The 25,465-nt window shown below is 61.8% G+C and carries 26 protein-coding genes; 14 read left to right on the forward strand and 12 right to left on the reverse strand.

Features of this window, described 5'->3' with window-relative positions:
• Positions 1 to 34: 34 nt before the first annotated feature.
• From fepC to fepD, 3 genes are read right to left on the reverse strand one after another with little or no spacing between them, the layout of a single operon-like run.
• On the reverse strand, positions 35 to 829 hold the full coding sequence (gene fepC / locus C6A40_RS01350) for an iron-enterobactin ABC transporter ATP-binding protein (RefSeq protein WP_045335458.1): 795 nt from the start codon (positions 827 to 829) through the stop codon (positions 35 to 37).
• Positions 826 to 1,818 carry an iron-enterobactin ABC transporter permease gene (gene fepG / locus C6A40_RS01355; RefSeq protein WP_044597018.1) on the reverse strand — a complete coding sequence of 331 codons (993 nt, stop codon included), beginning with the start codon at positions 1,816 to 1,818 and terminating at the stop codon, positions 826 to 828. Before fepG ends, fepC begins: the two co-directional genes overlap by 4 nt.
• Positions 1,815 to 2,819, reverse strand: a complete 1,005-nt coding sequence (gene fepD / locus C6A40_RS01360) for a Fe(3+)-siderophore ABC transporter permease (protein ID WP_045335459.1) — start codon at positions 2,817 to 2,819, stop codon at positions 1,815 to 1,817. The genes fepG and fepD overlap by 4 nt, the downstream gene beginning before the upstream one ends.
• A gap of 108 nt (positions 2,820 to 2,927) precedes the next feature.
• Here fepD and entS point away from each other — a divergent pair, with 108 nt between their 5' ends.
• Positions 2,928 to 4,166 (forward strand): enterobactin transporter EntS, encoded by a 1,239-nt coding sequence (gene entS / locus C6A40_RS01365; RefSeq protein ID WP_114191223.1) that lies wholly within the window; start codon positions 2,928 to 2,930, stop codon positions 4,164 to 4,166.
• A gap of 77 nt (positions 4,167 to 4,243) precedes the next feature.
• On the opposite strand, the gene fepB is transcribed toward entS, so the two are convergent.
• Positions 4,244 to 5,203 (reverse strand): Fe2+-enterobactin ABC transporter substrate-binding protein, encoded by a 960-nt coding sequence (gene fepB, locus C6A40_RS01370; RefSeq protein WP_045335461.1) that lies wholly within the window; start codon positions 5,201 to 5,203, stop codon positions 4,244 to 4,246.
• 188 nt (positions 5,204 to 5,391) lie between these two features.
• On the opposite strand from fepB, the gene entC reads away from it, so the two are divergent.
• The 7 genes from entC to C6A40_RS01405 all read left to right on the forward strand — a co-directional run bounded on the left by entC (position 5,392) and on the right by C6A40_RS01405 (position 12,727).
• Positions 5,392 to 6,567: an isochorismate synthase EntC gene (entC, locus tag C6A40_RS01375; protein WP_045335462.1), complete on the forward strand. Its 1,176-nt coding sequence runs from the start codon at positions 5,392 to 5,394 to the stop codon at positions 6,565 to 6,567.
• 9 nt (positions 6,568 to 6,576) lie between these two features.
• On the forward strand, positions 6,577 to 8,187 hold the full coding sequence (gene entE / locus C6A40_RS01380) for a (2,3-dihydroxybenzoyl)adenylate synthase EntE (RefSeq protein WP_045335463.1): 1,611 nt from the start codon (positions 6,577 to 6,579) through the stop codon (positions 8,185 to 8,187).
• A gap of 10 nt (positions 8,188 to 8,197) precedes the next feature.
• Positions 8,198 to 9,052: an isochorismatase family protein gene (locus C6A40_RS01385; RefSeq protein WP_045335464.1), complete on the forward strand. Its 855-nt coding sequence runs from the start codon at positions 8,198 to 8,200 to the stop codon at positions 9,050 to 9,052.
• Positions 9,052 to 9,804, forward strand: coding sequence for a 2,3-dihydro-2,3-dihydroxybenzoate dehydrogenase EntA (gene entA / locus C6A40_RS01390; RefSeq protein ID WP_025912701.1), 753 nt, complete (start codon positions 9,052 to 9,054; stop codon positions 9,802 to 9,804). Before C6A40_RS01385 ends, entA begins: the two co-directional genes overlap by 1 nt.
• Complete coding sequence (entH, locus tag C6A40_RS01395; protein WP_008500995.1) at positions 9,805 to 10,218, forward strand: proofreading thioesterase EntH; 414 nt, start codon at positions 9,805 to 9,807, stop codon at positions 10,216 to 10,218.
• A 145-nt stretch (positions 10,219 to 10,363) separates the two neighbouring features.
• Positions 10,364 to 12,469, forward strand: coding sequence for a pyruvate/proton symporter CstA (gene cstA, locus C6A40_RS01400; RefSeq protein WP_045335465.1), 2,106 nt, complete (start codon positions 10,364 to 10,366; stop codon positions 12,467 to 12,469).
• Positions 12,470 to 12,529: 60 nt separating this feature from the next.
• Positions 12,530 to 12,727, forward strand: a complete 198-nt coding sequence (locus C6A40_RS01405) for a YbdD/YjiX family protein (RefSeq protein ID WP_006809671.1) — start codon at positions 12,530 to 12,532, stop codon at positions 12,725 to 12,727.
• On the opposite strand, the gene C6A40_RS01410 is transcribed toward C6A40_RS01405, so the two are convergent.
• The 4 genes from C6A40_RS01410 to C6A40_RS01425 form a co-directional block, all read right to left on the reverse strand.
• Positions 12,724 to 13,128, reverse strand: coding sequence for a helix-turn-helix domain-containing protein (locus tag C6A40_RS01410; protein WP_008500997.1), 405 nt, complete (start codon positions 13,126 to 13,128; stop codon positions 12,724 to 12,726). The genes C6A40_RS01405 and C6A40_RS01410 overlap by 4 nt on opposite strands.
• Positions 13,109 to 13,405, reverse strand: a complete 297-nt coding sequence (locus C6A40_RS01415; RefSeq protein ID WP_045335466.1) for a type II toxin-antitoxin system RelE family toxin — start codon at positions 13,403 to 13,405, stop codon at positions 13,109 to 13,111. Before C6A40_RS01415 ends, C6A40_RS01410 begins: the two co-directional genes overlap by 20 nt.
• 183 nt (positions 13,406 to 13,588) lie before the next feature.
• A complete protein-coding gene (locus C6A40_RS01420) occupies positions 13,589 to 14,332 on the reverse strand; it encodes an SDR family NAD(P)-dependent oxidoreductase (RefSeq protein ID WP_023343567.1) in 744 nt (247 codons plus the stop codon).
• 57 nt (positions 14,333 to 14,389) lie between these two features.
• Positions 14,390 to 15,478 (reverse strand): oxidoreductase, encoded by a 1,089-nt coding sequence (locus tag C6A40_RS01425; RefSeq protein WP_045335467.1) that lies wholly within the window; start codon positions 15,476 to 15,478, stop codon positions 14,390 to 14,392.
• Positions 15,479 to 15,637: 159 nt separating this feature from the next.
• Here C6A40_RS01425 and C6A40_RS01430 point away from each other — a divergent pair, with 159 nt between their 5' ends.
• The 4 genes from C6A40_RS01430 (at position 15,638) to C6A40_RS01445 (ending at position 20,541) form a co-directional block, all read left to right on the forward strand.
• A complete protein-coding gene (locus C6A40_RS01430) occupies positions 15,638 to 17,140 on the forward strand; it encodes a sugar ABC transporter ATP-binding protein (RefSeq protein ID WP_045335468.1) in 1,503 nt (500 codons plus the stop codon).
• On the forward strand, positions 17,137 to 18,132 hold the full coding sequence (locus C6A40_RS01435; protein WP_039024441.1) for an ABC transporter permease: 996 nt from the start codon (positions 17,137 to 17,139) through the stop codon (positions 18,130 to 18,132). The genes C6A40_RS01430 and C6A40_RS01435 overlap by 4 nt, the downstream gene beginning before the upstream one ends.
• Positions 18,133 to 18,151: 19 nt before the next feature.
• Positions 18,152 to 19,216, forward strand: a complete 1,065-nt coding sequence (locus C6A40_RS01440; protein WP_023326886.1) for a sugar ABC transporter substrate-binding protein — start codon at positions 18,152 to 18,154, stop codon at positions 19,214 to 19,216.
• Between the two features lie 83 nt (positions 19,217 to 19,299).
• Entirely contained in the window at positions 19,300 to 20,541 is a 1,242-nt protein-coding gene (locus C6A40_RS01445; RefSeq protein WP_072204977.1) for an LVIVD repeat-containing protein, read from the forward strand.
• Positions 20,542 to 20,628: 87 nt separating this feature from the next.
• Here the strand turns inward: C6A40_RS01445 and mtnK are convergent, their stop codons facing one another.
• Positions 20,629 to 21,828 carry an S-methyl-5-thioribose kinase gene (mtnK, locus tag C6A40_RS01450; RefSeq protein WP_045335470.1) on the reverse strand — a complete coding sequence of 400 codons (1,200 nt, stop codon included), beginning with the start codon at positions 21,826 to 21,828 and terminating at the stop codon, positions 20,629 to 20,631.
• Between the two features lie 104 nt (positions 21,829 to 21,932).
• Here mtnK and mtnA point away from each other — a divergent pair, with 104 nt between their 5' ends.
• Together mtnA and C6A40_RS01460 are read left to right on the forward strand one after the other, a co-directional pair.
• Entirely contained in the window at positions 21,933 to 22,949 is a 1,017-nt protein-coding gene (gene mtnA / locus C6A40_RS01455; protein WP_045335471.1) for an S-methyl-5-thioribose-1-phosphate isomerase, read from the forward strand.
• 42 nt (positions 22,950 to 22,991) lie between these two features.
• Positions 22,992 to 23,462 carry an SRPBCC family protein gene (locus C6A40_RS01460; protein WP_045335472.1) on the forward strand — a complete coding sequence of 157 codons (471 nt, stop codon included), beginning with the start codon at positions 22,992 to 22,994 and terminating at the stop codon, positions 23,460 to 23,462.
• 53 nt (positions 23,463 to 23,515) lie between these two features.
• Here C6A40_RS01460 and C6A40_RS01465 read toward each other — a convergent pair whose 3' ends face one another.
• Genes C6A40_RS01465 through C6A40_RS01475 form a run of 3 tightly spaced genes read right to left on the reverse strand, consistent with a single transcriptional unit; the run spans position 23,516 to position 25,355 of the window.
• The gene (locus C6A40_RS01465) at positions 23,516 to 24,058 is read right to left on the reverse strand and encodes a 1,2-dihydroxy-3-keto-5-methylthiopentene dioxygenase (protein WP_008501008.1); all 543 of its coding nucleotides are present in this window, start codon (positions 24,056 to 24,058) and stop codon (positions 23,516 to 23,518) included.
• Positions 24,055 to 24,744, reverse strand: a complete 690-nt coding sequence (gene mtnC, locus C6A40_RS01470; RefSeq protein WP_008501009.1) for an acireductone synthase — start codon at positions 24,742 to 24,744, stop codon at positions 24,055 to 24,057. The genes C6A40_RS01465 and mtnC overlap by 4 nt, the downstream gene beginning before the upstream one ends.
• On the reverse strand, positions 24,741 to 25,355 hold the full coding sequence (locus C6A40_RS01475; RefSeq protein WP_045335473.1) for a methylthioribulose 1-phosphate dehydratase: 615 nt from the start codon (positions 25,353 to 25,355) through the stop codon (positions 24,741 to 24,743). The genes mtnC and C6A40_RS01475 overlap by 4 nt, the downstream gene beginning before the upstream one ends.
• Between the last annotated feature and the right edge of the window lie 110 nt (positions 25,356 to 25,465).

Here is a 25,465-nt window from a genome sequence, read left to right on the forward strand (position 1 = left end):
GTAGGCCGGGTAAGGCGTAGCCGCCACCCGGCAATTACCGCCGACCTAACGGCACCACCAGCGGCGTTCCCGCCACCGGATCGTCAATAATCATGCAGCGCATACCGTAGATCCGCGCGATCAGCTCCGGTGTGACAATCTCCTTCGGCGCGCCCTGGGCCACAATCTCCCCGTCGCGCAAGGCAATCAGGTGCGTGGCGTAACGGCACGCCTGGTTTAAATCGTGCAGCACCGCCGCCAGGGTGTAGCCCTGCGTGCGGTTCAGCTCGCTAAGCAGCTCCAGCAGATCAATCTGGTGGCTGATGTCCAGCCAGGTTGTCGGCTCGTCCAGCAGCATGATCGACGTTTCCTGCGCCAGCACCATCGCAATCCACGCCCGCTGACGCTGGCCGCCGGAGAGGGTGTCCACGCTCTGCTGGGCGAGATCGGTGATGCCCGTCGCCCGCATCGCGCGGTTCACCGCCTCGTCGTCCTCTTTACGCCAGCGGGTAAACAGCGGCTGGTGCGGGTAGCGCCCGCGCGAGACCAGTTCCTGCACCGTGATGTCCCCCGGCGTGGTGGCGTTTTGCGCCAGCAGCCCGATGCGCCTGGCCACCTCTTTGCTGGCGAAGCGCTGGATCTGCTCCCCGTCCAGGAAGACACTCCCCTCCACCGGCGTCATCAGGCGGCTCAGCGTGCGCAGCAGGGTCGATTTGCCGCAGCCGTTCGGGCCGATAATCGCCGTGAAGTGGCCGTCCGGAATGGCGACGGATAAATCACGGGCAATGATTTTTTTGCCGTAGCCGAGGGTGAGGTTTTCGCCGCGCAAGCGGGTGGTTGTGTCTGTCATTTCTTGCGTGACTCCTGAACGAGCAAGACGATAAGGTAAATCCCGCCGAGGCTGACGGTCACCACGCCCACCGGCAGTTGATAAGGCATAAACAGCCGCTGGGCGCAGAGATCGGCGGCCAGCAGTAACAGCGCGCCGCACAGCGCCGCCTGAGTTAATCCCCAGCGCGCCGTCCCGCTTAGACGTCGTGCGATATGCGGCGCGACAAGGGCGATAAACGAGATCGGCCCGGCGATGGCGGTAGACGCTGCGGTCAGCAAGACCGCCACCAGCATCAGCATCAGGCGCGAGCGTTCGACGCTCACGCCCAGCGCGCAGGCGCTGTCGTCGCCCATCTCCAGCAGCCGCATGCGTCGCACCAGCAGCAGCGCGCCGATAAACATCAGCACAATCAGCGGCGCGGCGGGCCAGGTTTTGCCCCACGTCAGGCCGTTGAGAGAGCCTGCGTACCACAGCCCGGCGGAAAGCGCCGTTTCCAGCGAGGCCTGCAGCAGCAGCCAGGTGTTAAAGGCCATCAGCATCGCACGGATGCCGATACCGATAATGATCAGCCGGAAAGTGTCGATGCCGTTGCGCCAGGCCAGCAGCCAGATAACCAGCGACGTCAGAATGCCGCCCGCCATCGCCGTGAAGGTAATGGCCGTCAGGTGCTGGCCGAACAGCACCATCGCCACCAGCACGCCGCTCCAGGCCCCGGTATTGAGGCCCATCACGTCCGGGCTGCCGAGCGGGTTGCGCATCAACGACTGGAATATCGCACCGCTGACGCCGAGCGCCGCGCCGACCAGGATTGCCATCGCCACGCGCGGCAGTCGCCACTCGGTGACCACCATGGTGATGTTACGCGGCGCGTTGCCGGTGAGAGCGTGAAAGACCTGCGCGAAATCAAGCGTTACGGCACCGCTTTGCAGGCTCCAGACCGCCAGCAGCAGACTGGCGACGACCAGCAGGGAGACGCTGGTGACTAAACGCCGGGACGGGGCCCTCATGCGCCACCTCCGCGTTTACGGCGCACCAGGAAAATCAGCACCGGCGCGCCGATAAAGGCGCTGACCACCGAGACGCGCAGTTCACCCGGCACCAGCAGGCGGCCCAGCACGTCGGCAAACAGCAGCAGGGCAGGCGTCGCCAGCAGAGTCACCGGCAGAGACCAGCGGTGATCCGCCCCTACCAGCCAGCGCGCCATGTGCGGCATCATCAGGCCGATAAAGGCGATTGGCCCGACCACGGCGGTCGCGCTGCCGCACAGCACGGTGATGGCCAGCAGGCCAATCAGCTGCGTGCGCGCGACGCGGTTGCCGAGCGCGGTGGCGGTGTCGCTGCCGAGGCTCAGGCTATTCAGCGCCCGGCTTAAACACAGCGCCACGGCGGCAGCGATAATGACCGGGAACGCCACCACTTTCAGGGTTTCAAGGGTGCGGATATCCAGCGAACCGGCCTGCCAGAAGCGCAGCTGGTCGTAAACGTCCGGGTTGAGCAGGGCGATGCCGTTGGACAAGCCTTCCAGCACCGCGGCAAGCGCCACGCCCGCCAGCGTCAGGCGTACCGGGCTCAGCTGTCCGCCGCCCTGGCTGCCGGTAAACGCGACCACCAGCGAGGCGGCCAGCGCGCCGCAGAAGGCCATTACCAGCTGCTCAGACGGAGAGGTGAAGCCGAAGAGCGCCGCGCCCAGCACGATGGCAAAGCTGGCGCCAGAGTTAACGCCGAGAATGCCGGGGTCCGCCAGCGGGTTGCGGGTGAGGGTTTGCATCAGGGCACCGGCAAGACCGAGCGCGCCGCCGGCCAGCAGTCCAGCAAGGGTGCGGGGCAGGCGGGCGTCGAGCACGATAGTGCAGTCGGCGCTCTGACAGGTGCCGGAGAACGCATCGACAATAACGGACGCAGGCAGCGGCCTGGCGCCGACCAGCAGGCTGAGTGCAATCGCCAGGCTCAATAGCAGCAATAAAACGGGCACGGCAACGGCGCGCACCGAAGAAGAGGAAAACGACATAGCAACATCCATGATTTGATAATGATAGTGATTATCGTTATCTATCTTATTTGGCTATGTTAGCATGTGCGCCCATGGAATGGGTAGAATTACACTCAAGGCTTTGTCATGAATCAAAAATCCTGGCTGCTCAACCTCAGCCTGCTCAAAACACACCCGGCGTATCGCGCCGTGTTTATCGCTCGCTTTATCTCCATTTTGTCCCTCGGTTTGCTTGGTGTGGCCGTGCCGGTGCAAATCCAGACCATCACTCACTCCAGCTGGCTGGTAGGGCTATCCGTCACCTTAACCGGCGGGGCGATGTTTATCGGTCTGATGGTCGGCGGCGTGCTGGCGGACCGCTACGAGCGTAAAAAGCTGATCCTGCTGGCGCGCGGCACCTGCGGCGTGGGCTTTATCGGGCTGTGTCTGAACGCCATGCTGCCGGAGCCGTCGCTGATGGTGATTTATACCCTGGGGCTGTGGGACGGCTTCTTCGCCTCGTTAGGCGTGACGGCGCTGCTGGCGGCGACGCCCGCGCTGGTCGGGCGAGAAAATCTGATGCAGGCGGGGGCGATCACCATGCTCACCGTGCGCCTCGGCTCGGTGATTTCGCCGATGGTCGGCGGCCTGCTGCTGGCAACCGGCAACGTGGCGTGGAACTACGGCCTGGCCGCGGCGGGGACCTTTATCACCACGCTGACGCTGCTGCGCCTGCCGCTGTTGCCACCTCCGCCGCAGCCGCGCGAGCACCCGCTGAAGTCCCTGATGGCCGCGATTCGTTTCCTGTTCAGCAACCCGCTGATTGGCGGGATTGCGCTGCTCGGCGGCCTGCTGACGATGGCGAGCGCCGTGCGCGTGCTCTACCCGGCGCTGACGGGAGAGTGGCAGATGAGCGCCTCGGAAATAGGCATTCTCTACGCCGCCATTCCGCTCGGCGCGGCGTGCGGGGCGCTGACCAGCGGCAACCTGGCACAGAGCGCGCGGCCGGGGTTGATTATGCTGCTTGCCACGCTGGCCTCGTTTATCGCTATCGGCTTCTTTAGCCTGATGCCGGTCTGGGCGCTGGGGGTGATGTGTCTGGTGATCTTTGGCTGGCTGAGCGCCATCAGCTCGCTGCTGCAGTACACCCTGATCCAGACCCAGACGCCGGAAGGAATGCTCGGGCGCATTAACGGCCTGTGGACCGCGCAAAACGTCACGGGCGATGCCATTGGCGCGGCGATCCTCGGCGGGCTGGGGGCAATAATGACCCCGGCGGCGTCCGCGAGCAGCAGCGGGTTTGTGTTAGCGATGGTTGGTGTGATCTTATTGGTGGCGCTGGTGGAATTGCGCCGGTTCAGGCAGGAGAGTGTGGTGACCTTGTAGGTCGGGTAAGGCGGAGCCGCCACCCGACAAAACGCCCGGTGGCGCTGCGCTTACCGGGCCTACGGGGAACGTGCCTGTTATTTAAACATCGCATTCAAACGCTGCAACACCAGCATCGCGCTGTAATAATCCAGGCGGAACGTCTCGGTTCCCAACGCCCACACGCGCTTGTTTTTCACCGACGGCAGGTGCGCCAGCAGCGGGTTAGCGTAAATCGCCGCCACGTCTTTCTCGTCACCGGCAAACACAAACAGCCCTTCGCCGTTCAGCCCCGTCGCCAGGTTTTCACCGCCCAGCTGGATAATGTCGTGGCGCTTGCCCTGGCTTGTTGAGGTCTGCAACCCGGCAGGCAGGTCCGCCAGCGTAAAGCCCAGCTGGTGCAGCAGCTTGCCCTGCGCCGATTCCGTGGTCCACAGGTTGGCGGAATGCGCGGCGGCGGTGTAGACGATGGCGTTCACCGGCTGCGGCGGCAGCGTCATCTGCTGTTTCACCTGCGCGAGCTGTTTATCAAACGCGGCAATGCGCTCTGCGGCCTGCTTTTCGTGTCCGGTGATCTCGCCCAGCTGGGTCAGCAGCGCCTGCCAGCTCTTGTCGTCGTAGTTGATGATAAGCGTCGGCGCAATGGCGGAAAGCTGATCGTACAGCGCCAGCGCGGAATCCCCGCCGGTGGCGCTGATCAAAATCAGGTCCGGCATTTGCGCGGCCACCGCTTCAGCGCTGGGCTCGCCGATATACAGCCGGGCAACCTTGCGCTGCTTCGCGATATCGCCCCACTGGCGCAGGAAACCCTGTCCATCCGCCACGCGGTTGTTCGGCGTGGTCGCGCCGCTGGCGACGACCGGTGCGTCAATGGCCAACAGGGAGCCGGTTAAGGTCACGCTGGTGGAGACAATGCGCGTCGGTTTGCTCTCAAGCGTGTGAACGCCGCGGCTGTCGGTCACCTGACGGGGCCAGTCGGCGGCAGCGGCTGAGGTAAGTCCTAAAACAAAAAGTGATAATAAAAGCAGGGGATTACGGAAAACGGCAGGGAATTTCACAGCGCGGGATCCTGTTTTTGTTGGAGATAATGCTTCTCATTTTCATAGTTGCCGCAACGGGATGCAAGCTTTTGTCGCGCAAGTTATTTGCCCGACGGTTGACAGCGAAGCGATGTGGGATTAGGTTAGCCGACGAAAATATAAATGATAATCATTATTGCTTCTTTTATCATTTTGAGGAGGATGATATGGATACGTCCCTGGCTGAGGAAGTTCAGCACGCCGCAACCACGCTGGAATCAGACCGTTTTTTCTTTATGTCGCCTTACCGCAGCTTTACCACGTCCGGCTGCTTTGCCCGCTTCAGTGAACCCGCCGTCGGCGGTGACGATCCGGCGGGTCGCTTCCAGCAAAAATTAGCCCAGGCCTTCCGCACGGCAAAAGCCAGCGGTATTGCTCACCCGGTGATGGTGGGGGCGATCCCGTTCGACACCCGCAAGCCCTCGTCGCTGTTTATTCCGCAACGCTGGGAGACCTTTTCCCGTCCCGCACGTCAGCAGTCAGCACGCTATTTTTCCGGCGCGCAGGCCCTGAAGGTGGCACAACGCGCCGAGATCCCGCCGCAGCCCGTCTTCGAAGAGATGGTCGCGCGCGCCGCGTCGCTGACCGCCACGCCGCAGGTGAACAAGGTGGTCCTGTCGCGCCTGATTGATATCGCGACCGACAAACGCCTGGACAGCGGCGCCCTGATGGAGCGCCTGATCGCCCAGAACCCGGCGAGCTTCAACTTCCACGTGCCGCTGGAAGACGGCGGGGTGCTGCTGGGCGCCAGCCCGGAGCTGCTGCTGCGCAAAGAGGGAGCGCACTTTAGCTCGCTGCCGCTGGCGGGCTCCGCGCGCCGTCAGCCTGACGATGTGCTGGATCGCGAGGCGGGCAACAAGCTGCTGGCGTCCGAAAAGGACCGTCACGAGCACGACCTGGTCACCCAGGCGATGAAGGCCATTCTGGCACCGCGCAGCCACCATCTCAGCATGCCTGATTCTCCTCAACTGATTACCACGCCGACGCTGTGGCATCTGGCAACGCCGGTAGAAGGCGAGGCGCGTGAAAACGAGAACGCCCTGACGCTGGCCTGCCTGCTGCACCCGACCCCGGCGCTGAGCGGCTTCCCGCATCAGGCGGCGAAAGAGCTGATTGCCGAACTGGAGCCGTTCGACCGCGAGCTGTTCGGCGGCATCGTTGGCTGGTGCGACAGCGAAGGCAACGGCGAGTGGGTGGTGACCATCCGCTGCGCGCGTCTTCGCGAAAATACCGTTCGCCTGTTTGCCGGCGCGGGCATTGTGCCTGCCTCCTCCCCGGTGGGCGAGTGGCGCGAGACGGGCGTAAAGCTCTCCACCATGCTTAACGTTTTTGGTTTGCACTAAGGAAGACTCATGACCATTCCCTTTACCCGCTGGCCTGAGGATTTTGCCCGCCGCTACCGTGAAAAAGGCTACTGGCAGGATCTGCCGTTGACCCACATCCTGACGGATCGGGCGGACAGCGATGCGATGGCGATTATCGATGGCGATCGCCACATTACCTACCGCGCGCTGAATCAGGCCGTAAACAACCTGGCCTCAGCCCTTCAGGCGCGAGGATTGCAGCGCGGCGAGACGGCGCTGGTGCAGCTTGGCAACGTGGCCGAGTTCTACATCACCTTCTTCGCGCTGCTGCAAATTGGCGTCGCGCCGGTGAACGCGCTCTTTAGCCATCAGCGCAGCGAGCTGAACGCCTACGCGGCGCAGATCAACCCCGCCGTGCTGATCGCCGATCGCGACCACGCGCTGTTTGCGGGCGATGACTTCCTCAACGCTTTCGTGGGGGAACACCGTTCGGTACGCGTCGTGCTGCTGCGCGGCGATAAGGGTGAACATGCCCTGGACGCGGCGATTGCGCGTCCCGCGGACAACTTCATCCCGAACCCGACGCCCGCCGACGAAGTGGCGTTCTTCCAGCTCTCCGGCGGCAGCACCGGCACGCCGAAGCTGATCCCGCGAACGCACAACGACTATGACTACAGCATTCGTCGCAGCAACGAGATCTGCGGCATTACCGCCGAAACGCGTTACCTGAACGCGCTCCCTGCGGCGCACAACTACGCCATGAGCTCGCCGGGATCGTTAGGCGTCTTTACTGCGGGCGGCTGCGTGGTGCTGGCGAACGATCCGAGCGCCACGCTCTGCTTCCCGCTGATCGAACAGCATCAGATTAACGTCACCTCGCTGGTCCCGCCGGCGGTCAGCCTCTGGCTGCAGGCGATTGCCGACGGCGCGGGGAACGCGCAGCTGAAATCCCTCAAGCTGCTCCAGGTGGGCGGCGCACGCCTCTCCGCCACGCTCGCCGCGCGTATTCCGGCGGAAATTGGCTGCCAGCTGCAGCAGGTGTTCGGCATGGCGGAAGGGCTGGTGAACTACACCGCGCTCGACGACGCCCCGGAACGCATCATCAACACCCAGGGCCGCCCGATGTGCCCGGACGACGAAGTGTGGGTGGCGGACGAGCACGGCAATCCGCTGCCGCGTGGGGAGGTCGGACGCCTGATGACGCGCGGCCCGTACACCTTCCGCGGCTATTTCAACAGCCCGGAACACAACGCCAGCGCCTTCGACGCCGACGGCTTTTACTGCTCCGGGGATCTGATCGCCATTGACGAGCAGGGCTACATCACCGTGCAGGGGCGCGAGAAAGATCAGATCAACCGCGGCGGCGAGAAGATCGCCGCCGAGGAGATCGAGAACCTGCTGCTGCGCCATGAGTCGGTGATCCACGCCGCGCTGGTGAGCATGGAGGACAGCCTGCTGGGCGAGAAGAGCTGCGCGTATCTGGTGGTGAAACAGCCCCTGCGCGCGGTGGAGGTGCGCCGCTTCCTGCGCGAGCAGGGCGTCGCCGAATTTAAGCTGCCGGACCGCGTGGAGAGCGTGGATGCGCTCCCGCTGACGCCGGTCGGCAAAGTTGATAAGAAACAGTTGCGCCTGTGGCTTGCTGAACGCGCCCGGGGCTGAGGAACAGAGTATGGCCATTCCAATATTAACCGCTTACGCGCTGCCGACCGCCGCAGAGCTGCCGACCAGCAAGGTGAACTGGGCGTTTGAACCGGAGCGCGCCGCGCTGTTGATCCACGATATGCAGGAGTATTTCCTGAACTTCTGGGGCGAAAATAGCGACATGATGCAGCAGGTAGTCGCGAACATCGCTAAACTGCGCGCGTACTGCAAAGAACACAATATCCCGGTGTACTACACCGCGCAGCCGAAAGAGCAGAGCGATGAAGACCGCGCCCTCCTGAACGACATGTGGGGGCCGGGCCTGACCCGCTCGCCGGAGCAGCAGCGCATCGTGGCTGAACTGACGCCGGACGAAGCGGACACCGTGCTGGTGAAGTGGCGCTACAGCGCGTTTCACCGCTCGCCGCTGGAGCAGATGCTGAAAGAGACCGGCCGCAACCAGCTGCTGATTACCGGCGTTTACGCCCACATCGGCTGCATGACCACCGCCACCGACGCCTTTATGCGCGACATTAAGCCGTTCTTTATTGCCGATGCGCTGGCGGACTTCACCCGCGACGAGCACCTGATGTCGCTGAAATACGTGGCAGGACGTTCTGGCCGCGTGGTGATGACCGACGAGCTGCTGCCGTCCGTTCCGGCAACGAAAGCCGCGCTGCGCGCGCTGATCCTGCCGCTGCTGGACGAGTCCGACGAGCCGATGGATGACGAAAACCTGATCGACTACGGCCTGGATTCAGTGCGCATGATGGCGCTGGCCGCCCGCTGGCGCAAAGTACACGGCGATATCGATTTCGTGATGCTGGCCAAAAATCCGACCCTCGACGCCTGGTGGGCGCTGCTCTCCCGCGAGGTGAAGTGATGGTGTTTGATTTCACCGGCAAAACCGTCTGGGTGACGGGCGCGGGGAAGGGGATTGGCTACGCGACCGCACTGGCGTTTGCCGAAGCCGGCGCGCAGGTGACCGGCTTCGATCTGGCATTCCCGCAGGATGACTATCCGTTTGCCACCGAAACGCTGGACGTGGCGGATGCCGGGCAGGTGCATGAGGTGTGCGGGCGCGTGCTGGCTTCGCTCGACCGCCTGGACGTGCTGGTCAACGCGGCGGGCATCCTGCGCATGGGGGCGACGGACCAGCTTTCGCAGGAGGACTGGCAGCAGACCTTCGCGGTCAACGTCGGCGGTGCGTTCAACCTGTTCCAGCAGACGATGGGCCAGTTCCGCCGTCAGCAGGGCGGGGCGATTGTTACCGTGGCGTCCGACGCGGCGCACGCGCCGCGCATCGGCATGAGCGCCTACGGCGCATCGAAAGCGGCGCTGAAAAGCCTGGCCCTGACCGTCGGGCTGGAGCTGGCGGGCAGCGGCGTACGCTGTAACCTGGTGTCGCCGGGCTCAACGGACACCGATATGCAGCGCACCCTGTGGAAAAGCGACGATGCGGAGCAGCAGCGCATTCGCGGCTTCGGCGAGCAGTTTAAGCTCGGCATTCCGCTGGGCAAAATCGCCCGCCCGCAGGAGATAGCTGCGACCGTGCTGTTCCTTGCCTCCGATGCCGCCAGCCACATCACCCTGCAGGATATCGTGGTGGACGGCGGCTCCACGCTGGGGGCGTAAATGATCTGGAAACGTCATTTATCGCTTGAGGAGCTGAACGCCACCAGCGTGAATACCCTGGTGGCGAACCTGGGCATCGTCTATACCCGCCTCGGGGACGACGCGCTGGAAGCGGAGATGCCGGTGGATGCGCGTACCCATCAGCCGTTTGGCCTGCTGCACGGCGGGGCGTCGGCGGCGCTGGCGGAAACGCTTGGCTCAATGGCCGGATTTCTGATGACCCGCGACGGGCAGAGCGTGGTGGGCACGGAGCTGAACGCCACGCATCATCGGGCGGTATCCCACGGCAAGGTTCGCGGCGTGTGTCAGCCGCTGCATCTTGGGCGTTCGAGCCAGAGCTGGGAGATTGGGGTCTTCGACGAGCAGGGGCGGCGGTGCTGTACCTGCCGGTTGAGTACGATGGTGTTGGGCTAACTCAGATCAAAGTGATCGGCTTAACACTGTGGTGTAAATCTCTGGTTTGACCACGCATTATTGCGTTTCAAAGTTGTTAAATTTTTCCGGTTGTTCTAGAAACAAAATGTAACATCTCACTGTTTCACGACAACGGACAACAACTATGAACAACTCAGGGAAATACCTTACATGGGCAGGGCTCTCCGTTGTGGGAGCTTTTGCCCTGGGCTATATCGCCCTCAACCGGGGGGAGCAGATCAACGCGCTCTGGATCGTCGTTGCCTCGGTCTGCGTTTACCTGATCGCCTATCGTTTTTATGGCCGCTATATCGCCAAGAACGTCCTGGGCGTTGATGCAACGCGCATGACGCCTGCCGTCCGCCATAACGACGGTCTGGACTACGTGCCGACCGACAAGAAAGTGCTGTTCGGTCACCATTTTGCGGCGATTGCCGGGGCCGGCCCGCTGGTGGGGCCGGTGCTGGCGGCGCAAATGGGCTACCTGCCGGGGATGATCTGGATCCTCGCGGGCGTGGTGCTGGCGGGGGCGGTGCAGGACTTTATGGTGCTGTTCGTCTCTACCCGCCGCGACGGACGTTCGCTGGGTGAGCTGGTGAAAGAGGAGATGGGGGCGACCGCCGGAGTGATTGCGCTGGTGGCGACCTTTATGATCATGGTGATCATCCTCGCGGTGCTGGCGATGATTGTGGTGAAAGCGCTGACCCACAGCCCGTGGGGGACGTACACCGTTGCCTTTACCATTCCGCTGGCGCTGTTCATGGGGATCTACATCCGCTACCTGCGTCCGGGCCGCATTGGTGAAGTGTCGGTGATTGGTCTGGTGTTCCTGGTGTTCGCCATTATCTCCGGCGGCTGGGTGGCGGAAAGCCCAACCTGGGCGCCGTTCTTCGACTTTACCGGCGTGCAGCTGACCTGGATGCTGGTGGGCTACGGCTTTGTGGCGGCGGTGCTGCCGGTATGGCTCCTGCTGGCCCCGCGTGACTACCTCTCTACCTTCCTGAAAATCGGCACCATTGTCGGGCTGGCAATCGGTATTCTGATTATGCGCCCAACGCTGACCATGCCGGCGTTAACCAAATTTATCGACGGTACCGGCCCGGTCTGGACCGGCAACCTGTTCCCGTTCCTGTTTATTACCATCGCCTGCGGGGCGGTGTCCGGCTTCCACGCGCTGATTGCCTCCGGGACGACGCCGAAGATGCTGGCGAATGAAAATCAGGCCTGCCTGATTGGCTACGGCGGCATGCTGATGGAGTCTTTCGTCGCCATCATGGCGCTGGTATCCGCCTGTATTATCGACCCGGGCGTGTATTTCGCGATGAACAGCCCGATGGCGGTCCTGGCTCCGGCGGGCACTGTTGACGTGGTGGCTTCCGCCGCGCAGGTGGTGAGCGGCTGGGGCTTTGCGATTACGCCTGAAACGTTGACGAGCATCGCCAGCGAAGTGGGCGAGCAGTCGATTATCTCCCGCGCGGGCGGGGCGCCGACGCTGGCGGTCGGCATGGCGTATATTCTCCACGGCGCGCTGGGCGGGCTGATGGACGTGTCGTTCTGGTATCACTTCGCCATTCTGTTCGAGGCGCTGTTTATCCTGACGGCGGTGGATGCAGGAACCCGTGCGGCGCGCTTTATGCTGCAGGATCTGTTGGGCGTCATCTCCCCGAACCTGAAGCGGACCGATTCGCTCCCGGCTAACCTGCTGGCGACGGCGCTGTGCGTGCTGGCGTGGGGCTATTTCCTGCATCAGGGTGTGGTCGATCCGCTGGGCGGGATTAACACCCTGTGGCCGCTGTTCGGTATCGCCAACCAGATGCTGGCGGGCATGGCGCTGATGCTCTGTGCGGTGGTGCTGTTCAAGATGAAGCGCCAGCGTTACGCGTGGGTGGCGCTGGTGCCGACCGCGTGGCTGCTGGTCTGTACCCTGACGGCGGGCTGGCAGAAGGCCTTCAGCCCGGATAACAAGGTGGGCTTCCTGGCGATCGCCAACAAGTTCCAGGCGATGATCGACAGCGGCAAGATCCCGGCGCAGTACACCGAATCGCAGCTGTCGCAGCTGGTGTTTAACAACCGTCTGGACGCCGGGCTGACCATCTTCTTTATGGTGGTGGTCGTGGTGCTGGCGTTGTATTCTCTCAGGACCGCGCTGGCGGCGTTGAAAGTCGACGCGCCAACGGCGAAAGAGACGCCGTATGAGCCCATGCCTGAAAACCTGGAAGAGATTGTGACCCAGGCCAAAGGGGCGCATTAACCCGTGTGCCGGGTGGCGGCTTCGCCTTACCCGGCCTACATTCCCTGTGAGATCAGAACTATGTTCGACACCCTTTCCAAAGCCGGTAAGTACCTGGGACAGGCCGCCAAAATGATGATTGGCGTGCCGGACTACGACAACTACGTCGAGCATATGCGCGTCAACCATCCGGACCAGACGCCCATGACCTACGAAGAATTTTTCCGCGACCGCCAGGACGCCCGCTACGGCGGCAAGGGCGGGGCGAAGTGCTGTTAACCCTCTTTCGGGAGATAGAGGCTGATCTGCTCCTGCTTACAGCCGTAGATCGCCGCCAGCTTTTCGCGGGTGCGCTTTTGCGGACGGGAGTCCAGCGCTTCCAGCTGTGACACGGCGGACTGGCTGATGCCCAGTTTCTCCGCCACCTCCTGCTGGGATAGCCCGCGCAGGATACGCCACGCGGCCTGCAGGCTGACGTTCTGCCAGGTCATGATGCTGCACACGTCTCCGGGCAATTCCACGTCATCCAGACTATCGTGTTCGACCTCAATATCCTCCAGATCGTCATCGGTTTCGTCGTCGATCTCTGCCATCTGTGAGCACATGCGGAAGTATTCGTGATAAGGAATAACCACATACTGCGTTTTACCGTTATCGTCCTTAATTAGCTGAACAGCCATAGGTGGCTTTCTCCTCATGCAGGTAAGTCGTTGAAGTTCTGCGCTTGACGGCTAAAACATAACAATGGTTATCGGGATCGTCCCGAAGTGTATAGATGATGCGGTAATCGCCAACGCGTAGCCGGAAATGATTTTCTGTCGCCGGTATTTTTTTGATATCGGGCCGGGGTGCCGAGCGGTCATCCAGTTCGGCAAGCTTTACCTCAATGCGGCGTTGATACCGCTCGTCAATTCTGGAAAAAGCCTTTTTTGCACCATTAGACCAGACAATCTTCATCCGTACCTCCACTGTACGCCCGCACAAATTATAAGGAAATAATAAGACTATTAGATAAATTCCGAATTTCTTATGGGGTACTGTAGAGCGGACATAAAATGGAAGTAAGCGGTAAAAAGCGAAACATCGAGGCGGCTCGACAAGGCCTCTGCCGGGCGACAGAGGCTTTCAGGAAATTTGCGATCAGGCGTTCAACCCGCCGTCGACATCCAGCCCTGTGCCGGAGATCTGCCCGGCGGCCGGGCTGGCAAGGAAGGTGACCGCCGCCGCGATGTCTTCCGGCTGGCCGTAGTGGCCGAGCGCGATCATCTGGCGCTGGGCTTCCGCCTGTTCGCCGTCTTCCGGGTTCATATCGCTGTTGGTCGGTCCAGGATGCACCAGGTTAACGGTTATGCCGCGCGGGCCCAGATCGCGCGCCAGGCCGCGGGTGAGGGAGTTAAGGGCAGACTTGGTCATCGAGTAAACGGCAATGCCCGGCATCGCCACGCGGTTCGCCAGACAGCTGCCGATGTTTATGATGCGCCCGCCGTCGGACATGTGCACCAGCGCTTCCTGAATGGCGATCACCACGCCACGAATGTTGACGTTGATCAGCGCGTCGATGTCCGCCAGGGTCATGGACTCCAGCGGGCCGCCGCGCGCGATACCCGCGTTGTTGACCAGAATATCCAGCCCGCCAAGGGAACGCGCTGCATGGGTGACGGCATCCTGAATCGCCTGCGCGCTGGCGCTGTCGGCCTGAATCGCTTCGCCGTGCCGCCCAAGCGCCTTAATTTCATCGGCGACCGCCTGGGCTTTATCGGCGGATTTTTCATACGTAATAACCACATCGGCACCGGCGCGTGCCAGCGACAGCGCGATAGCCCGACCCAATCCACGGCTGGCGCCGGTAACCAGCGCCTTTTTACCTGTTAAATCGATCTGCATGATGACCTCGTGACGAGAGTGGTGAGAATCATCATTAGGTATAGCCTGTCGGCGCGATTAACGGCTGAAGGATTCCACCTTCTCAAACGCGGCGCGCAGAACGTCGGGCGTTAACGTCACCGGCAGAGAGTGAATTGACTCCACCGGACGCAGGGTGTGGGCTATCACCTTATCCAGCTCGTCACGGTTGTGAATATCGACGTCCAGCGCGCGAAGCGTGGTCGGCAGGTTAAAGCGGCGGTACGCCGCCACCAGCTGCGCCAGCACGTCGTCCTGGCCGAGCAGGGCGCTCTGAACCAGAATGCCGTAGGCCACCTTGGTGCCGTGCAGGTATTTTTCCGTCTGCGGCAGCACGGTTAGGCCGTTGTGCACCGCATGCGCCGCCGCCACGCGGGTATAGCGCTCGCCCAGACCGCCGACCATCCCGCCGCCGGCGATAATCGCGTCCACCACGTCCCGGAACGCCTGCGTCTGTTCGCCGCGCTGCTGGTCGGCCAGCGCTTCCTCACTGTGTTCCAGCAGCACGTCGCGGATCGCCAGCGCGCCGTTAAGGCCAAGCCGCACGGTCAGCGGCAGGTTCTCCGGCTCAGGTGCCAACACCACCGCTTCGTACCACTTCGCCAGCGTATCGCCGATACCCGCCAGCAGGTATTCGGCCGGGGCGTTGAGAATGATCTGCGGCTCCACCAGCACCAGGAAGTTGGCGTCATCGAAGATCTCAAACTGCAGCGCCTGACCGGCATCGTTGTACCAGACGGAGAGTGGCGTCCACGCCGCGCAGGTGGCAGCAATGGTGGGGATGCCCACGAACGGCACCCCCAGACGACGCGCTACGGCCTTGACCGTATCCAGCACCGCGCCGCCGCCGACGCCAATCACCACGCTGGCGTCGCTGCCGGATTCGTCCACCAGATGGGTGACGTCGCGCTCGCTGCAGTGGCCTTTAAAAAGCAGGTGTTTCGCTCCCGGCGTGTGAAAGCTCTCCGGCAGGAACGGGCGCGCGCCGTCGATAGCGTGCTCGCCGTAAATCCACACCGCGCGGGAAAGCTGCTCCGGGGTAAAGAAGTCATTCAGACGCGCAAGGCTTCCGGAATGGGAGAAGTAGTTCGCCGGGCCAGGCACGACGCGGATATCGGTGTTGCTCATGGTGTTGTCCTTTTTTAGCAAGCGCTAACCCGATGTTATGTCTGGACATCCGGATGGCTAATAATATTTCGCTTTAACTTATGCCTTTTCCGTCGTTGTCAGTCAACCGGAGCTGTGAAAAATTCGATAAATCAGAAGAGTTATGAAGGATTTACGCGGATGGTTTCCAGTCGCCTTGAGATGCGCGGTATCAGCCTGGCCTTTTCCGGCTTTCAGGCGCTGTCGCGCGTGAACTTCACCTTAACCGGCGGATCGGTACATGCGCTGACCGGCGCCAACGGCGCGGGGAAATCGACGCTGATGGCGGTGCTGTGCGGGACGCACGACCACTATGAAGGCGAAATCTCCATCAATAACCAGCCGGTAAGCATCCGCGAGCCGCTGGACGCCAAACGGCTGGGGATCCACCTCGTGCAGCAGGAGGTGGACGTGGCGCTGATCCCGGGATTAAGCATCGCCGAGAACATCATGCTCGACCAGCTGGCGCAGCCGGGGCATCGCTTCAGCTGGCGCGCCGTCCGCCAGCAGGCGAGACAGGCGCTGGCGCAGCTGGATGTTTCTCTGGACGTTCGCCGCTCCATCGACAGCTGCACGCTTGCCGAAAAGCAGCAGATTTTGCTGGCGCGCGCCCTGTCACACCACTGCCGTTTTCTCATTCTTGATGAGCCCACCGCGCCGCTGGACGCGCACGAGAGCGAGCGCCTGTTTGCCGTGGTGAGACGGTTAAAGCAGCAGGGCATCGGCGTGGTGTTTATCTCCCACCGCATTCACGAGCTGAAGGCCATCTGCGACACCCTGACGGTGCTCCGCGACGGCAAGCTGATTGAGTCCGGCCCGATGGCCGATCTGAGCGGCGAAGCGATCGTCGAGAAGATGCTCGGCCACGTGCTGAGCGATATCTATCCGCCCGCGCGGCCGCCGCACGGCGACGAAACGCTGCTGCGGGTAGAAGGGCTGCACGACGACGCGCTGCTGAAAGATATCTCTCTGCACCTGCGCAAGGGGGAAATTCTCGGCATTGCCGGGCTGGCGGGCGCGGGCAAAACCGAACTCTGTAAGGCGCTGTTTGGCGCCAGCAAAAGCCGCGTCGCGAACGGCGAGCTGAATCAACAGCCCTGGCAGCCGCGCGACCCGGCGGACTCGGTGCTGCGCGGGCTGGCGCTGGTGCCGGAAGAGCGGCGCAAAGAGGGCATTTTTATCGACGAGCCGGTGAGCATGAATCTTGCCGTGTGCGCCGATAACAGCTTTTCGCGCTGGAGCCTGTTCGGCCATCGTCAGGCATGGCGCTGGGCGGAGGAGGTGATCGCCCGCGTCGGCGTGCGCGCCCGCGGACCCGGGCAGGTTTTGCGACGTCTCTCCGGCGGCAACCAGCAGAAGGTGGCCATCGGCAAGTGGCTGCGCAATGACGCGAGCGTGCTGATCTTCGACGAGCCGACCAAAGGCGTGGACGTGAAGGCCAAAACCGATCTGTTCCAGCTGATTGACGGCCTGGCGCGCGAGGGCAAAGGGGTGATTTACGCCTCGGGCGAATTTGCCGAACTGGTCGGGCTGTGCGACCGCATCTGCGTGCTGTGGGACGGGCGCATCGTGGCGGAAATCGCCGGGGCCGAGGCCCGTGAAGAGACACTACTTTATTATTCAACCGGAGGAACGGCGTCGTGAGCAAGGCCCTTTCAGTAAACGCGGCGGCGTCTGGCCGTCAGCAGATTTTCGATTTTCTCTACAAGTGGGGCATGCTGTTAACCGTCGTCGCGCTGGTGGCCGTCTTTGGCCTGGCGTCGGACAGCTTCCTCGATCCGAACAACATCATCAATATTCTGCGTTCGATTGCCATCGTGACGGTGATTGCCATCGGCGTGTCGATCTCGCTGACCATTGGCGGGTTCGATCTGTCCGTAGGATCGACCGCGTCGCTGGCGAACGCGCTGGTGATTTCGCTTTTCGTCTGGCACGGCTTCGGCACCACCGAGTCGATTCTGATCACCCTCGCGCTCTGCACGCTGGTGGGGCTGTTTAACGCCTTTCTGATCGTCATCCTGCGTATTCCGGACATGCTCGCGACGCTGGCCAGCCTGTTTGTGATCCAGGGCGTGGCGATGACCTACAGCTACGGCGGCTCGATTACCGAGAACATGGTGCTGCCGAGCGGCGACATGGCGGAAGGCACCATCCCTGCGGCGTTCAGCCTGCTGGGACAGGTACCGACTATCGTGATCGTCATGCTGGTGGTGACGGTTCTGGCGCAGCTGGGGCTGTCGCTCACCACTCACGGTCGTCGGATGTACGCCATTGGCGGTAACCCGGAAGCGGCGCGCCTCTCGGGGATTCGCACCACCCGCTACAAGGTGGCGGCCTACGTGATTGCCTCCCTGCTGGCGGGCCTGGGCGGGATTTTGCTGGCCTCGCGCATTGGCTCGTCGCAGGTGAACGCGGGCGGCGGTTATCTGATGGATGCGGTGGCGGCGGCGTGGATCGGCTTCTCGCTGGCCGGGTCCGGCAAGCCGAATGCGCTGGGGACCCTGGTCGGGGCGGTGATTCTCGGCGTGCTGTCGAACGGGCTGGTGATGCTCTCCGTGCCGTATTACGCCATGGACATTATAAAAGGGCTGGTGCTCGCGGTAGCGCTGGCGATTACCTACATACAAAAACGCTGACAACACAACGGGATAAAAAATGAAAAAGATTGCACTCTCTTTGGTGGCATTAGGGTTATTCACCGCTCTGCCTGGCTTCGCGGCCACGCCCGCACCGCTCCCGGCGGCCATTGCCAACCATGACGGCCCCATTCGCATCGCGGTGATCCGTAACCTCGGCTCAGACGACAACACCACGCAGTTTATTGCCGGGGCCATTCAGGAAGGGAAGAAGCTTGGCTTTAAGGTCAGCACCTTTTTAAGCAACGGGGACGACGCCAAATTCCAGGACTTCGTGAACCAGGCCATCAGCCAGAAGTACGACGGGATTATCCTGTCTCAGGGCCGCGATCCGTACTCCACCGCGCTGGTGAAGAAGGCGGTGGACGCCGGGATTAAGGTCGCGGTATTTGATACCGCCGTCAACGGCGAGATCCCGGGCGTGACCGTTACCCAACAGGACGATGCCTCTCTGACCAATCTCTCCTTCGGCCAGCTGGCGAAAGATTTCAACGGCAAGGCCAATATCGTCAAGCTTTGGGTCGCGGGCTTCCCGCCAATGGAGCGCCGTCAGGCGGCGTATAAAGAACTGCAAAAGCAGTATCCGGACATCAAAGAGCTGGAGTCTATCGGTGCCGTCTCATCTGACGTGCAGGGCGACACCGCCAACAAGGTGGGGGCGATCCTGGCGAAATACCCGAAAGGCAAAATCGACGCCATCTGGGGAACCTGGGACGCCTTCAGCCAGGGCGCGTATAAGGCGCTGAAGGAGAACGGCCGTACCGAGATCAAGCTCTACAGCATCGACATCTCCAACCAGGATCTGCAGCTGATGCGCGAGCCGGGCAGCCCGTGGAAGGTGAGCGTGGCGGTGGATCCGAAGCTGATTGGGGCGACCAACGTGCGTCTGGTGGCGAACAAGATTGCCGGTGAACCGACCCCGGCCACCTACGATTTCAAAGCGGCAGCTATTCCGCAGGCGCTGCTGACCGCCCAGCCGGGCGCGGTGAACGTGGCGTCTCTGGGGAAAATCATTCCGGGCTGGGGCCAGACGGAAGATTTTATCGCGCCGTGGTTTGCGACGCTGGAAGCCAGGTCAAAATAATGCCCGGTGGCGCTGCGCTTACCGGGCCTACGGTTTGGTAGGCCGGGTAAGGCGCAGCCGCCACCCGGCGAAAGGAGCTCAAGGTGACTCATTTACCCCCTCCCGAATACAGCCGCAATATGCGGCTGATTGGCCATAGCGATCAGGGCGGTCGCCCGGACGGCGTGCAGCTGATGGTGCACCGCGGTTTCGCCTGGATCGGCCATATGGTGTCGCAGGGCTTTTCGATTGTCGACGTGCGCGATCCGAAAAACCCGAAACCCGCGGGCTATGTTCCCGCGCCGCCCGGCACCTGGAACGTGCACCTCCAGGCGCATGACGATCTCCTGCTGGTCATCAACGCCCGGGATCTGTTTGCCGATGCGCGTTTTGCCGACGAGAAGGTCTACTACACCCGGCAGGTGGGCGAGACCGTCCGCGACGTGCAGGACAAAGGCTGGAGCGCCGGGCTTCGCGTTTTTGATATCTCCACGCCGGACAGACCGCGCGAAATCGGCTTTCTGTCGCTGAGCGGCATCGGCATTCACCGCATCTGGTACGTCGGCGGCCGCTGGGCCTACGTTTCAGCGCTGATCGACGGCTTTACCGACTACATCTTTCTGACGATCGACCTGGCCGACCCGCGTAAGCCTGAGGTGGCAGGGCGCTGGTGGCTGCCGGGGATGAATCAGGCAGAAGGGGAGAAGCCTAACTGGCCGGAAGGGAAACGCTACGCGCTCCACCATGCGATTATTGCCGGCGATACCGCGTACGGCAGCTGGCGCGACGGCGGCCTGACGCTGCTGGACGTGAAGGATCGTACCCAGCCGAAGCTCATTAGCCACCGTAACTGGAGTCCGCCGTTTGGCGGCGGCACGCACACCGCGCTGCCGCTGCCGGACCGCGATCTGCTGGTGGTGCTGGACGAAGCGGTGCTCGATAACCAGGAAGACGGCGAAAAGCTGATCTGGCTGTTTGATATCCGCGAGCCGTCGAACCCGGTCAGCATCTCTACCTTCCCGCAGCCGGATGAAATCGACTACGTGGCGAAAGGGGCGCATTTCGGCCCGCACAACCTGCACGAGAACCGGCCGGGGAGCTTTGTCAGCTCCACGCTGATTTTTGCCACCTGGCAGAATGCGGGCGTGCGCGCGTATGACATCTCCAATCCGTATCGGCCGGTTGAAACGGGGGCGCTGGTGCCCGCCGCGCCGGCGAAAATGATGGATACCCGCCCGAATCGCCCGCAGGTGATCCAGTCGTGCGACGTGTTTGTGGATGCGCAGGGGATTATTTTCAGCACGGACTATAACGGCGGGCTGTCGGTAATTGAGTATCTGGGGTGAGTTTTTGCCGGGTGGCGGCTTCGCCTTACCCGGCCTACATTTTGCTCTCGTAGGCCCGGTAAGCGCAGCGCCACCGGGCAAACGTTCTCAGCTGTACTGCCGCACCCGCGCCACCAGATCTTCCGCGCTGTCGATACGGTCGGCAATCACGATCAGCGCCTTGCCGAGCGTTATCGCGTGGCGCAGGCACTCGTGGCGCATCGCCTCGTCCTGAATGGTGTCGATATCCGCGACGTGGGAAAGCCCGACGCTGCGGCGAATGAGTTCGGTGCCGCAGAACCCGATGGCATCATGCCAGACCTTTTTCAGGAACGCGGAGGCATAGCCCGGCGCGCTGAGCGCCGCGTCGCGCGTTTTCTCGTGCGCCAGCGCCTGGAAGCGTTCCGCGAAGGTGTTCCACAGCTCCTGAATATCGGTCAGGCGCTGCTCGCGCGCGGCGGCGGCATCGCGAATGCCCAGGTGCCCCGGCAGGCCGCAGAAGTTGAGCAGCAGGTTGCCGATGGCGGTGCCGATATCAAATCCAATCGGGCCAAAATAGCCGAACTCAGCGTCGATGGCCTTCAGGCTGCCGTCGGCCACAAAAATCGAGCCGCTGTGAATGTCTCCGTGCAGCAGGGCTTCAGCCTGAGAAAAGAAGCGGTGCTTCAGGGAGGCCACGGCAATTTTCAGCTGGGCGTCGTCGCGCAGCGCGGCGACGTCATTTTCCAGCTCGGCAGGGTAGTTATTGCGCTCATGAACCTGGTACGGATCGTTGAAGAACAGATCTTCGGTGATCTCACACATCTCCGGGTTGATGAATTTCGCCACCTGCGCTTTCTTCTCGTGCGGATGCAGGAAGAAATCGCTGGTGTGGAACAGCGCGTGCGCGAGGTATTCACCCAGCTGACGCGCCGCCTGCGGGTAATAATTATTTTTGATCAGCTCGCCGCGCCAGATGCGATGGCTGGAGAGATCTTCCATCACCATTACCGCCAGTTCCGGGTCAAAGTGGTGGATTTTCACGGTGTGCTGCGGGCTGTGCCGGTAGTGCTCGACCAGCGTTTGCGCCTCCAGACGGGCGCGATCCAGCGTCAGCGGCCAGGACTCGCCGACGCAGCGCACGTAGGGCAGCGCCTGCTTGACGATGATGCGGCTCACGCCCGCGCTGTCGAAAATTTTAAACACCAGATTGAGGTTGCCGTCGCCTACCTCCTGCGCCTCCACCAGCGATGAAGGATCGTCAAGGCCGCCAAACTGCCTGGCATATTCCACGGCGTCCTGAGCGGTAAAGGTACGGTATTGCGACATGGCCTGCTCCTCACGGGTTTGCTAATAAAGACATGTAGACGTCTATACATCTGAATTTTATCCTGACACAATGTGCTACAACAACGCAACAGGGAATTAACGACATGCAGACATTACAGACGACCAGCCTGCGGGTAGCGGATAATCAGCTCTTTATTCTCGACCAGCAGGCCCTTCCGCAGGAGAAACGCTGGCTGGATGCCTCAACGGTAGAGGCGCTGGTGGGACATATTCACGCCCTGCGGGTGCGCGGCGCGCCGCTGATTGGTCTCTCTGCAAGCCTGCTGCTGGCGCTGCTGGCGGAAAACGGCAAAAGCCGTGACGAGCTGGCGGTTGTGCTGGAAACCCTGCGCGCGTCCCGCCCGACGGCGGTGAACCTGATGAACAACCTCGACCGCATGAAGCGGGCGCTGTGGCAGGAAGAGTATGTTCCGGCGCTGGTGGCCGAAGCGCTGCGCCTGATTGACGAAGACAAACGACTTTGCGATGCGATTGCCAGCGCGGGCAGCGCGCTGGTGAAGCCCGGCAGCCGTCTGCTGACCCACTGCAACACCGGCGGGCTGGCAACGGCGGGGGTCGGTACGGCGCTTGGGGTCATTGCTCGCGCGCACCAGGAGGGTAACGTCAGCAACGTCTGGGTGGATGAAACCCGTCCCCTGCTGCAGGGCGGTAGATTAACCGCCTGGGAGCTGGGCGAGCTGGGCGTGCCGTATCAGCTGATTACCGACTCCATGGCCGCCAGCCTGATGGCGAAAGGGCAGGTAGACGCCGTGTGGGTGGGCGCAGACCGCATTGCGGCTAACGGCGACGTGGCGAACAAAATCGGCACCTACTCTCTGGCGGTGCTGGCAAAATTCCACGGCATTCCGTTCTACGTGGCCGCGCCGCAAACGACCCTCGACCCGGACTGCCCGAACGGCGACGCGATCCCGATTGAGCAGCGTGCCGCCAGCGAGGTGACGGGCGTCGCCGGAAGCTTTGGCGCGGTGCAGTGGGCACCTGAAAACGCGAAGGTCTACAACCCGGCGTTTGACGTGACCCCAGCCTCGCTGATTAGCGGCTGGGTGCTGGATACGGGCGTGGTCACGCCGGAAGAGGTTGCGGAAGGGAAATTTGCCTGAGTCCGGCTATCCTTTAAGGGGCTCCCTTAAGAGGACAACATCGTGACGCTCGACCCTGAAACAGACTTAAAACTGGAGCGCGTGGTGGACGCACCGCGCGACCTCCTGTGGCTCTGCTGGACTACGCCCGAACACATCAAACACTTCTTCATCCCTGCACCGCATAAGGTGCTCGACTGCGATCTAGATCTGCGCATGGGCGGGCGGTTCAACATCGTGTTTGAGGTGGACGGCCAGCGGATGGATAACCGGGGCGTGTTTCTTGAAATCGACCCGGCGAAAAAGCTGGTCTTTACCGACGGCTATACCGAAGGCTGGAAACCGGCCGAGAAGCCGTTTATGACGGCAATTTTGCTCCTGGAAGACGTCGGGGAGGGCAAAACCCGCTATACGGCGATTGCGCGCCACCCCACGAAGGAGATCCGCGAGCAGCACGAGCAGATGGGCTTCCACGAAGGGTGGGGGATTGTGCTGGATCAGCTGGTGGAGTATGTGAAAGGGCTTAACGCTTAGTGCGCGCTGGTGCCCTCACCCCGACCCTCTCCCACAGGGAGAGGGAGAAAAGATCAGGCCAGGCGTGGATACGCATCCGCGATCGCATCGCCCGTAAACTGGGCCACCCAGCCTTCCGGGTTATCGAAAATACGAATCGCCGTAAAGTTCGGCTCTGAGCCCATATCAAACCAGTGCGGCGTGCCCGCGGGCACGGAGATCAGGTCGTTTTTCTCGCACAAGACCTGATATACCTCATCGCCGATGTGCAGGCAGAACAAGCCCGCGCCTTCCACGAAAAAGCGTACTTCGTCTTCGCCGTGGGTGTGTTCGTTCAGGAACTTCGCGCGCAGCGCGTCTTTCTGCGGATTGTCGGCGCGCAGGCTGATCACGTCCCAGCTCTGATAGCCCTTCTCTGCCACCAGTTTGTCGATCGCATGTTGATACGCCGCGATCACGGCTTCAGGCGCGGGATCGTGTCCTAAATCGCGATCCGCCGCCCAGCGTTCAAACCGCACGCCTTTCGCGTTGAGCTGTTGGGCAATCTCGGCGGCGTCGGTGCTGTGCCACTGGTGTTGACTGGCGTCTTTGTCGGAATAAATGGTCAATGCGCTCATGAAGGGATCTGCTCCGGGTTAATCTCGTCAAACTGGTGGACCTGATGGTGGTGGCTTGCGCCGTCATCATCACCGCGAATCAGCTGCAGGGTACGAAATCCTGCCTGTTCAGCCGCGTCCAGCTCCTGATGAATATCGGAGAGGAAGAGGATCTGCGACGGGGCAATGCCCGTTTGCGCCGCAATGTTCTGATAAGACTGCACCTCGCGCTTGGCGCCGATATGGGTGTCGAAATAGCCGCTGAACAGATGAGTAATATCACCTTCGTCGCTGTAGCCAAATAACAGTTTCTGCGCGGCGACGGAGCCAGAGGAATAAACATAGAGATCAATCCCTTGCGCTTTCCATTTTTCCAGCGCCGGGAGCACGTCCGGGTAGAGATGGCCGGTAAAGTCGCCGTTAACGTAGCCGTCGTGCCAGATGATCCCCTGCAGCGCTTTAAGCGCCGTGGATTTACGGTCTTCATCCATAAAGGCAAACAGGGCGTCGATAAGTTCGCTGACGCTGGCGTGTGGGTTAGCGATTTCATCACGCAGGTTGTCCAGAATGGATTTGACCGGCTCGGCGTACTGCTGCGCGGTCACGAAGGCCGCCAGTCGCTCACGCGCGTAGGGGAACAAAACATCATGGACAAAACGAATATCGCTGGTGGTCCCTTCAATATCCGTCACAATCGCGCGAATCATACTCTCTCCAGTTGTCGTAAACGCATTTCGCATTCAAATAAGAACTCTAATCCTTCCAGATGACGCCGGGCTTCGGCCACGTCGCGTCCCCAGCAGGTTAAGCCATGACCGCGCAGAAGAAAACCATAATTAAGCGGCCGTTCCTGGGCGTAATGAGCGATGCGTGAGGCGAGGGCGTCGATATCCTGGTCGTTATCAAAGACCGGGATTGCCACCGTATCCAGATGCGTGGTTTGTCCGGTGAGGGATTTTTGCATCTCAAAGCCGCTGATGGTGAGCTCGGCCTCTTTGACCAGACGCGACAGCACCGTGGCGTTAACCGTGTGAACGTGCAGCACGGCGTTGGCTTCCGGGAACAGGCGATAAATCAGCGTGTGCAGACCGGTCTCCGCCGACGGTTTACGACCGGACGGCGCGCGGTTGGTGGCGATCTCCACCTGCAGAAAGTCATCGGTTGTGAGGCTACCTTTGTCTTTGCCGGATTCGCTGAGCCAGCAGAGAAGTTCGTCCTGACGCACCGACATGTTACCGCCGGTAGCGGGCGCCCAGCCTTTGGCACCGATCCAGCGGCAGGCGTCGACCAGATGCGTGAGTTGCAGGTTGTCTGTCATTTTCCTTTTACCCTCTCGGCCAGGAATATTCATATGGTTTATACCCGTCATACTTCAAGTTGCAGGTGCGTTGGCTGCACTCACTCACCCCAGTCACGTACTTATGTACG

It is taken from the genome of Enterobacter sp. GER_MD16_1505_Eko_090 (genome assembly GCF_003331015.1).
Classification (GTDB): domain Bacteria; phylum Pseudomonadota; class Gammaproteobacteria; order Enterobacterales; family Enterobacteriaceae; genus Enterobacter; species Enterobacter roggenkampii.

Coding starts and splice junctions, on each gene's coding strand:
- fepC (WP_045335458.1), bottom strand. CDS start 829: ATGACAGACACAACCACCCGCTTGCGCGGCGAAAACCTCACCCTCGGC.
- fepD (WP_045335459.1), bottom strand. CDS start 2,819: ATGTCGTTTTCCTCTTCTTCGGTGCGCGCCGTTGCCGTGCCCGTTTTA.
- cstA (WP_045335465.1), top strand. CDS start 10,364: ATGAACAACTCAGGGAAATACCTTACATGGGCAGGGCTCTCCGTTGTG.
- C6A40_RS01465 (WP_008501008.1), bottom strand. CDS start 24,058: ATGAGCGCATTGACCATTTATTCCGACAAAGACGCCAGTCAACACCAG.
- fepG (WP_044597018.1), bottom strand. CDS start 1,818: ATGAGGGCCCCGTCCCGGCGTTTAGTCACCAGCGTCTCCCTGCTGGTC.
- C6A40_RS01440 (WP_023326886.1), top strand. CDS start 18,152: ATGAAAAAGATTGCACTCTCTTTGGTGGCATTAGGGTTATTCACCGCT.
- C6A40_RS01420 (WP_023343567.1), bottom strand. CDS start 14,332: ATGCAGATCGATTTAACAGGTAAAAAGGCGCTGGTTACCGGCGCCAGC.
- mtnA (WP_045335471.1), top strand. CDS start 21,933: ATGCAGACATTACAGACGACCAGCCTGCGGGTAGCGGATAATCAGCTC.
- C6A40_RS01430 (WP_045335468.1), top strand. CDS start 15,638: ATGGTTTCCAGTCGCCTTGAGATGCGCGGTATCAGCCTGGCCTTTTCC.
- entS (WP_114191223.1), top strand. CDS start 2,928: ATGAATCAAAAATCCTGGCTGCTCAACCTCAGCCTGCTCAAAACACAC.
- C6A40_RS01415 (WP_045335466.1), bottom strand. CDS start 13,405: ATGAAGATTGTCTGGTCTAATGGTGCAAAAAAGGCTTTTTCCAGAATT.
- entA (WP_025912701.1), top strand. CDS start 9,052: ATGGTGTTTGATTTCACCGGCAAAACCGTCTGGGTGACGGGCGCGGGG.
- mtnC (WP_008501009.1), bottom strand. CDS start 24,744: ATGATTCGCGCGATTGTGACGGATATTGAAGGGACCACCAGCGATATT.
- C6A40_RS01410 (WP_008500997.1), bottom strand. CDS start 13,128: ATGGCTGTTCAGCTAATTAAGGACGATAACGGTAAAACGCAGTATGTG.
- C6A40_RS01385 (WP_045335464.1), top strand. CDS start 8,198: ATGGCCATTCCAATATTAACCGCTTACGCGCTGCCGACCGCCGCAGAG.
- entC (WP_045335462.1), top strand. CDS start 5,392: ATGGATACGTCCCTGGCTGAGGAAGTTCAGCACGCCGCAACCACGCTG.
- entE (WP_045335463.1), top strand. CDS start 6,577: ATGACCATTCCCTTTACCCGCTGGCCTGAGGATTTTGCCCGCCGCTAC.
- C6A40_RS01475 (WP_045335473.1), bottom strand. CDS start 25,355: ATGACAGACAACCTGCAACTCACGCATCTGGTCGACGCCTGCCGCTGG.
- C6A40_RS01405 (WP_006809671.1), top strand. CDS start 12,530: ATGTTCGACACCCTTTCCAAAGCCGGTAAGTACCTGGGACAGGCCGCC.
- C6A40_RS01425 (WP_045335467.1), bottom strand. CDS start 15,478: ATGAGCAACACCGATATCCGCGTCGTGCCTGGCCCGGCGAACTACTTC.
- entH (WP_008500995.1), top strand. CDS start 9,805: ATGATCTGGAAACGTCATTTATCGCTTGAGGAGCTGAACGCCACCAGC.
- mtnK (WP_045335470.1), bottom strand. CDS start 21,828: ATGTCGCAATACCGTACCTTTACCGCTCAGGACGCCGTGGAATATGCC.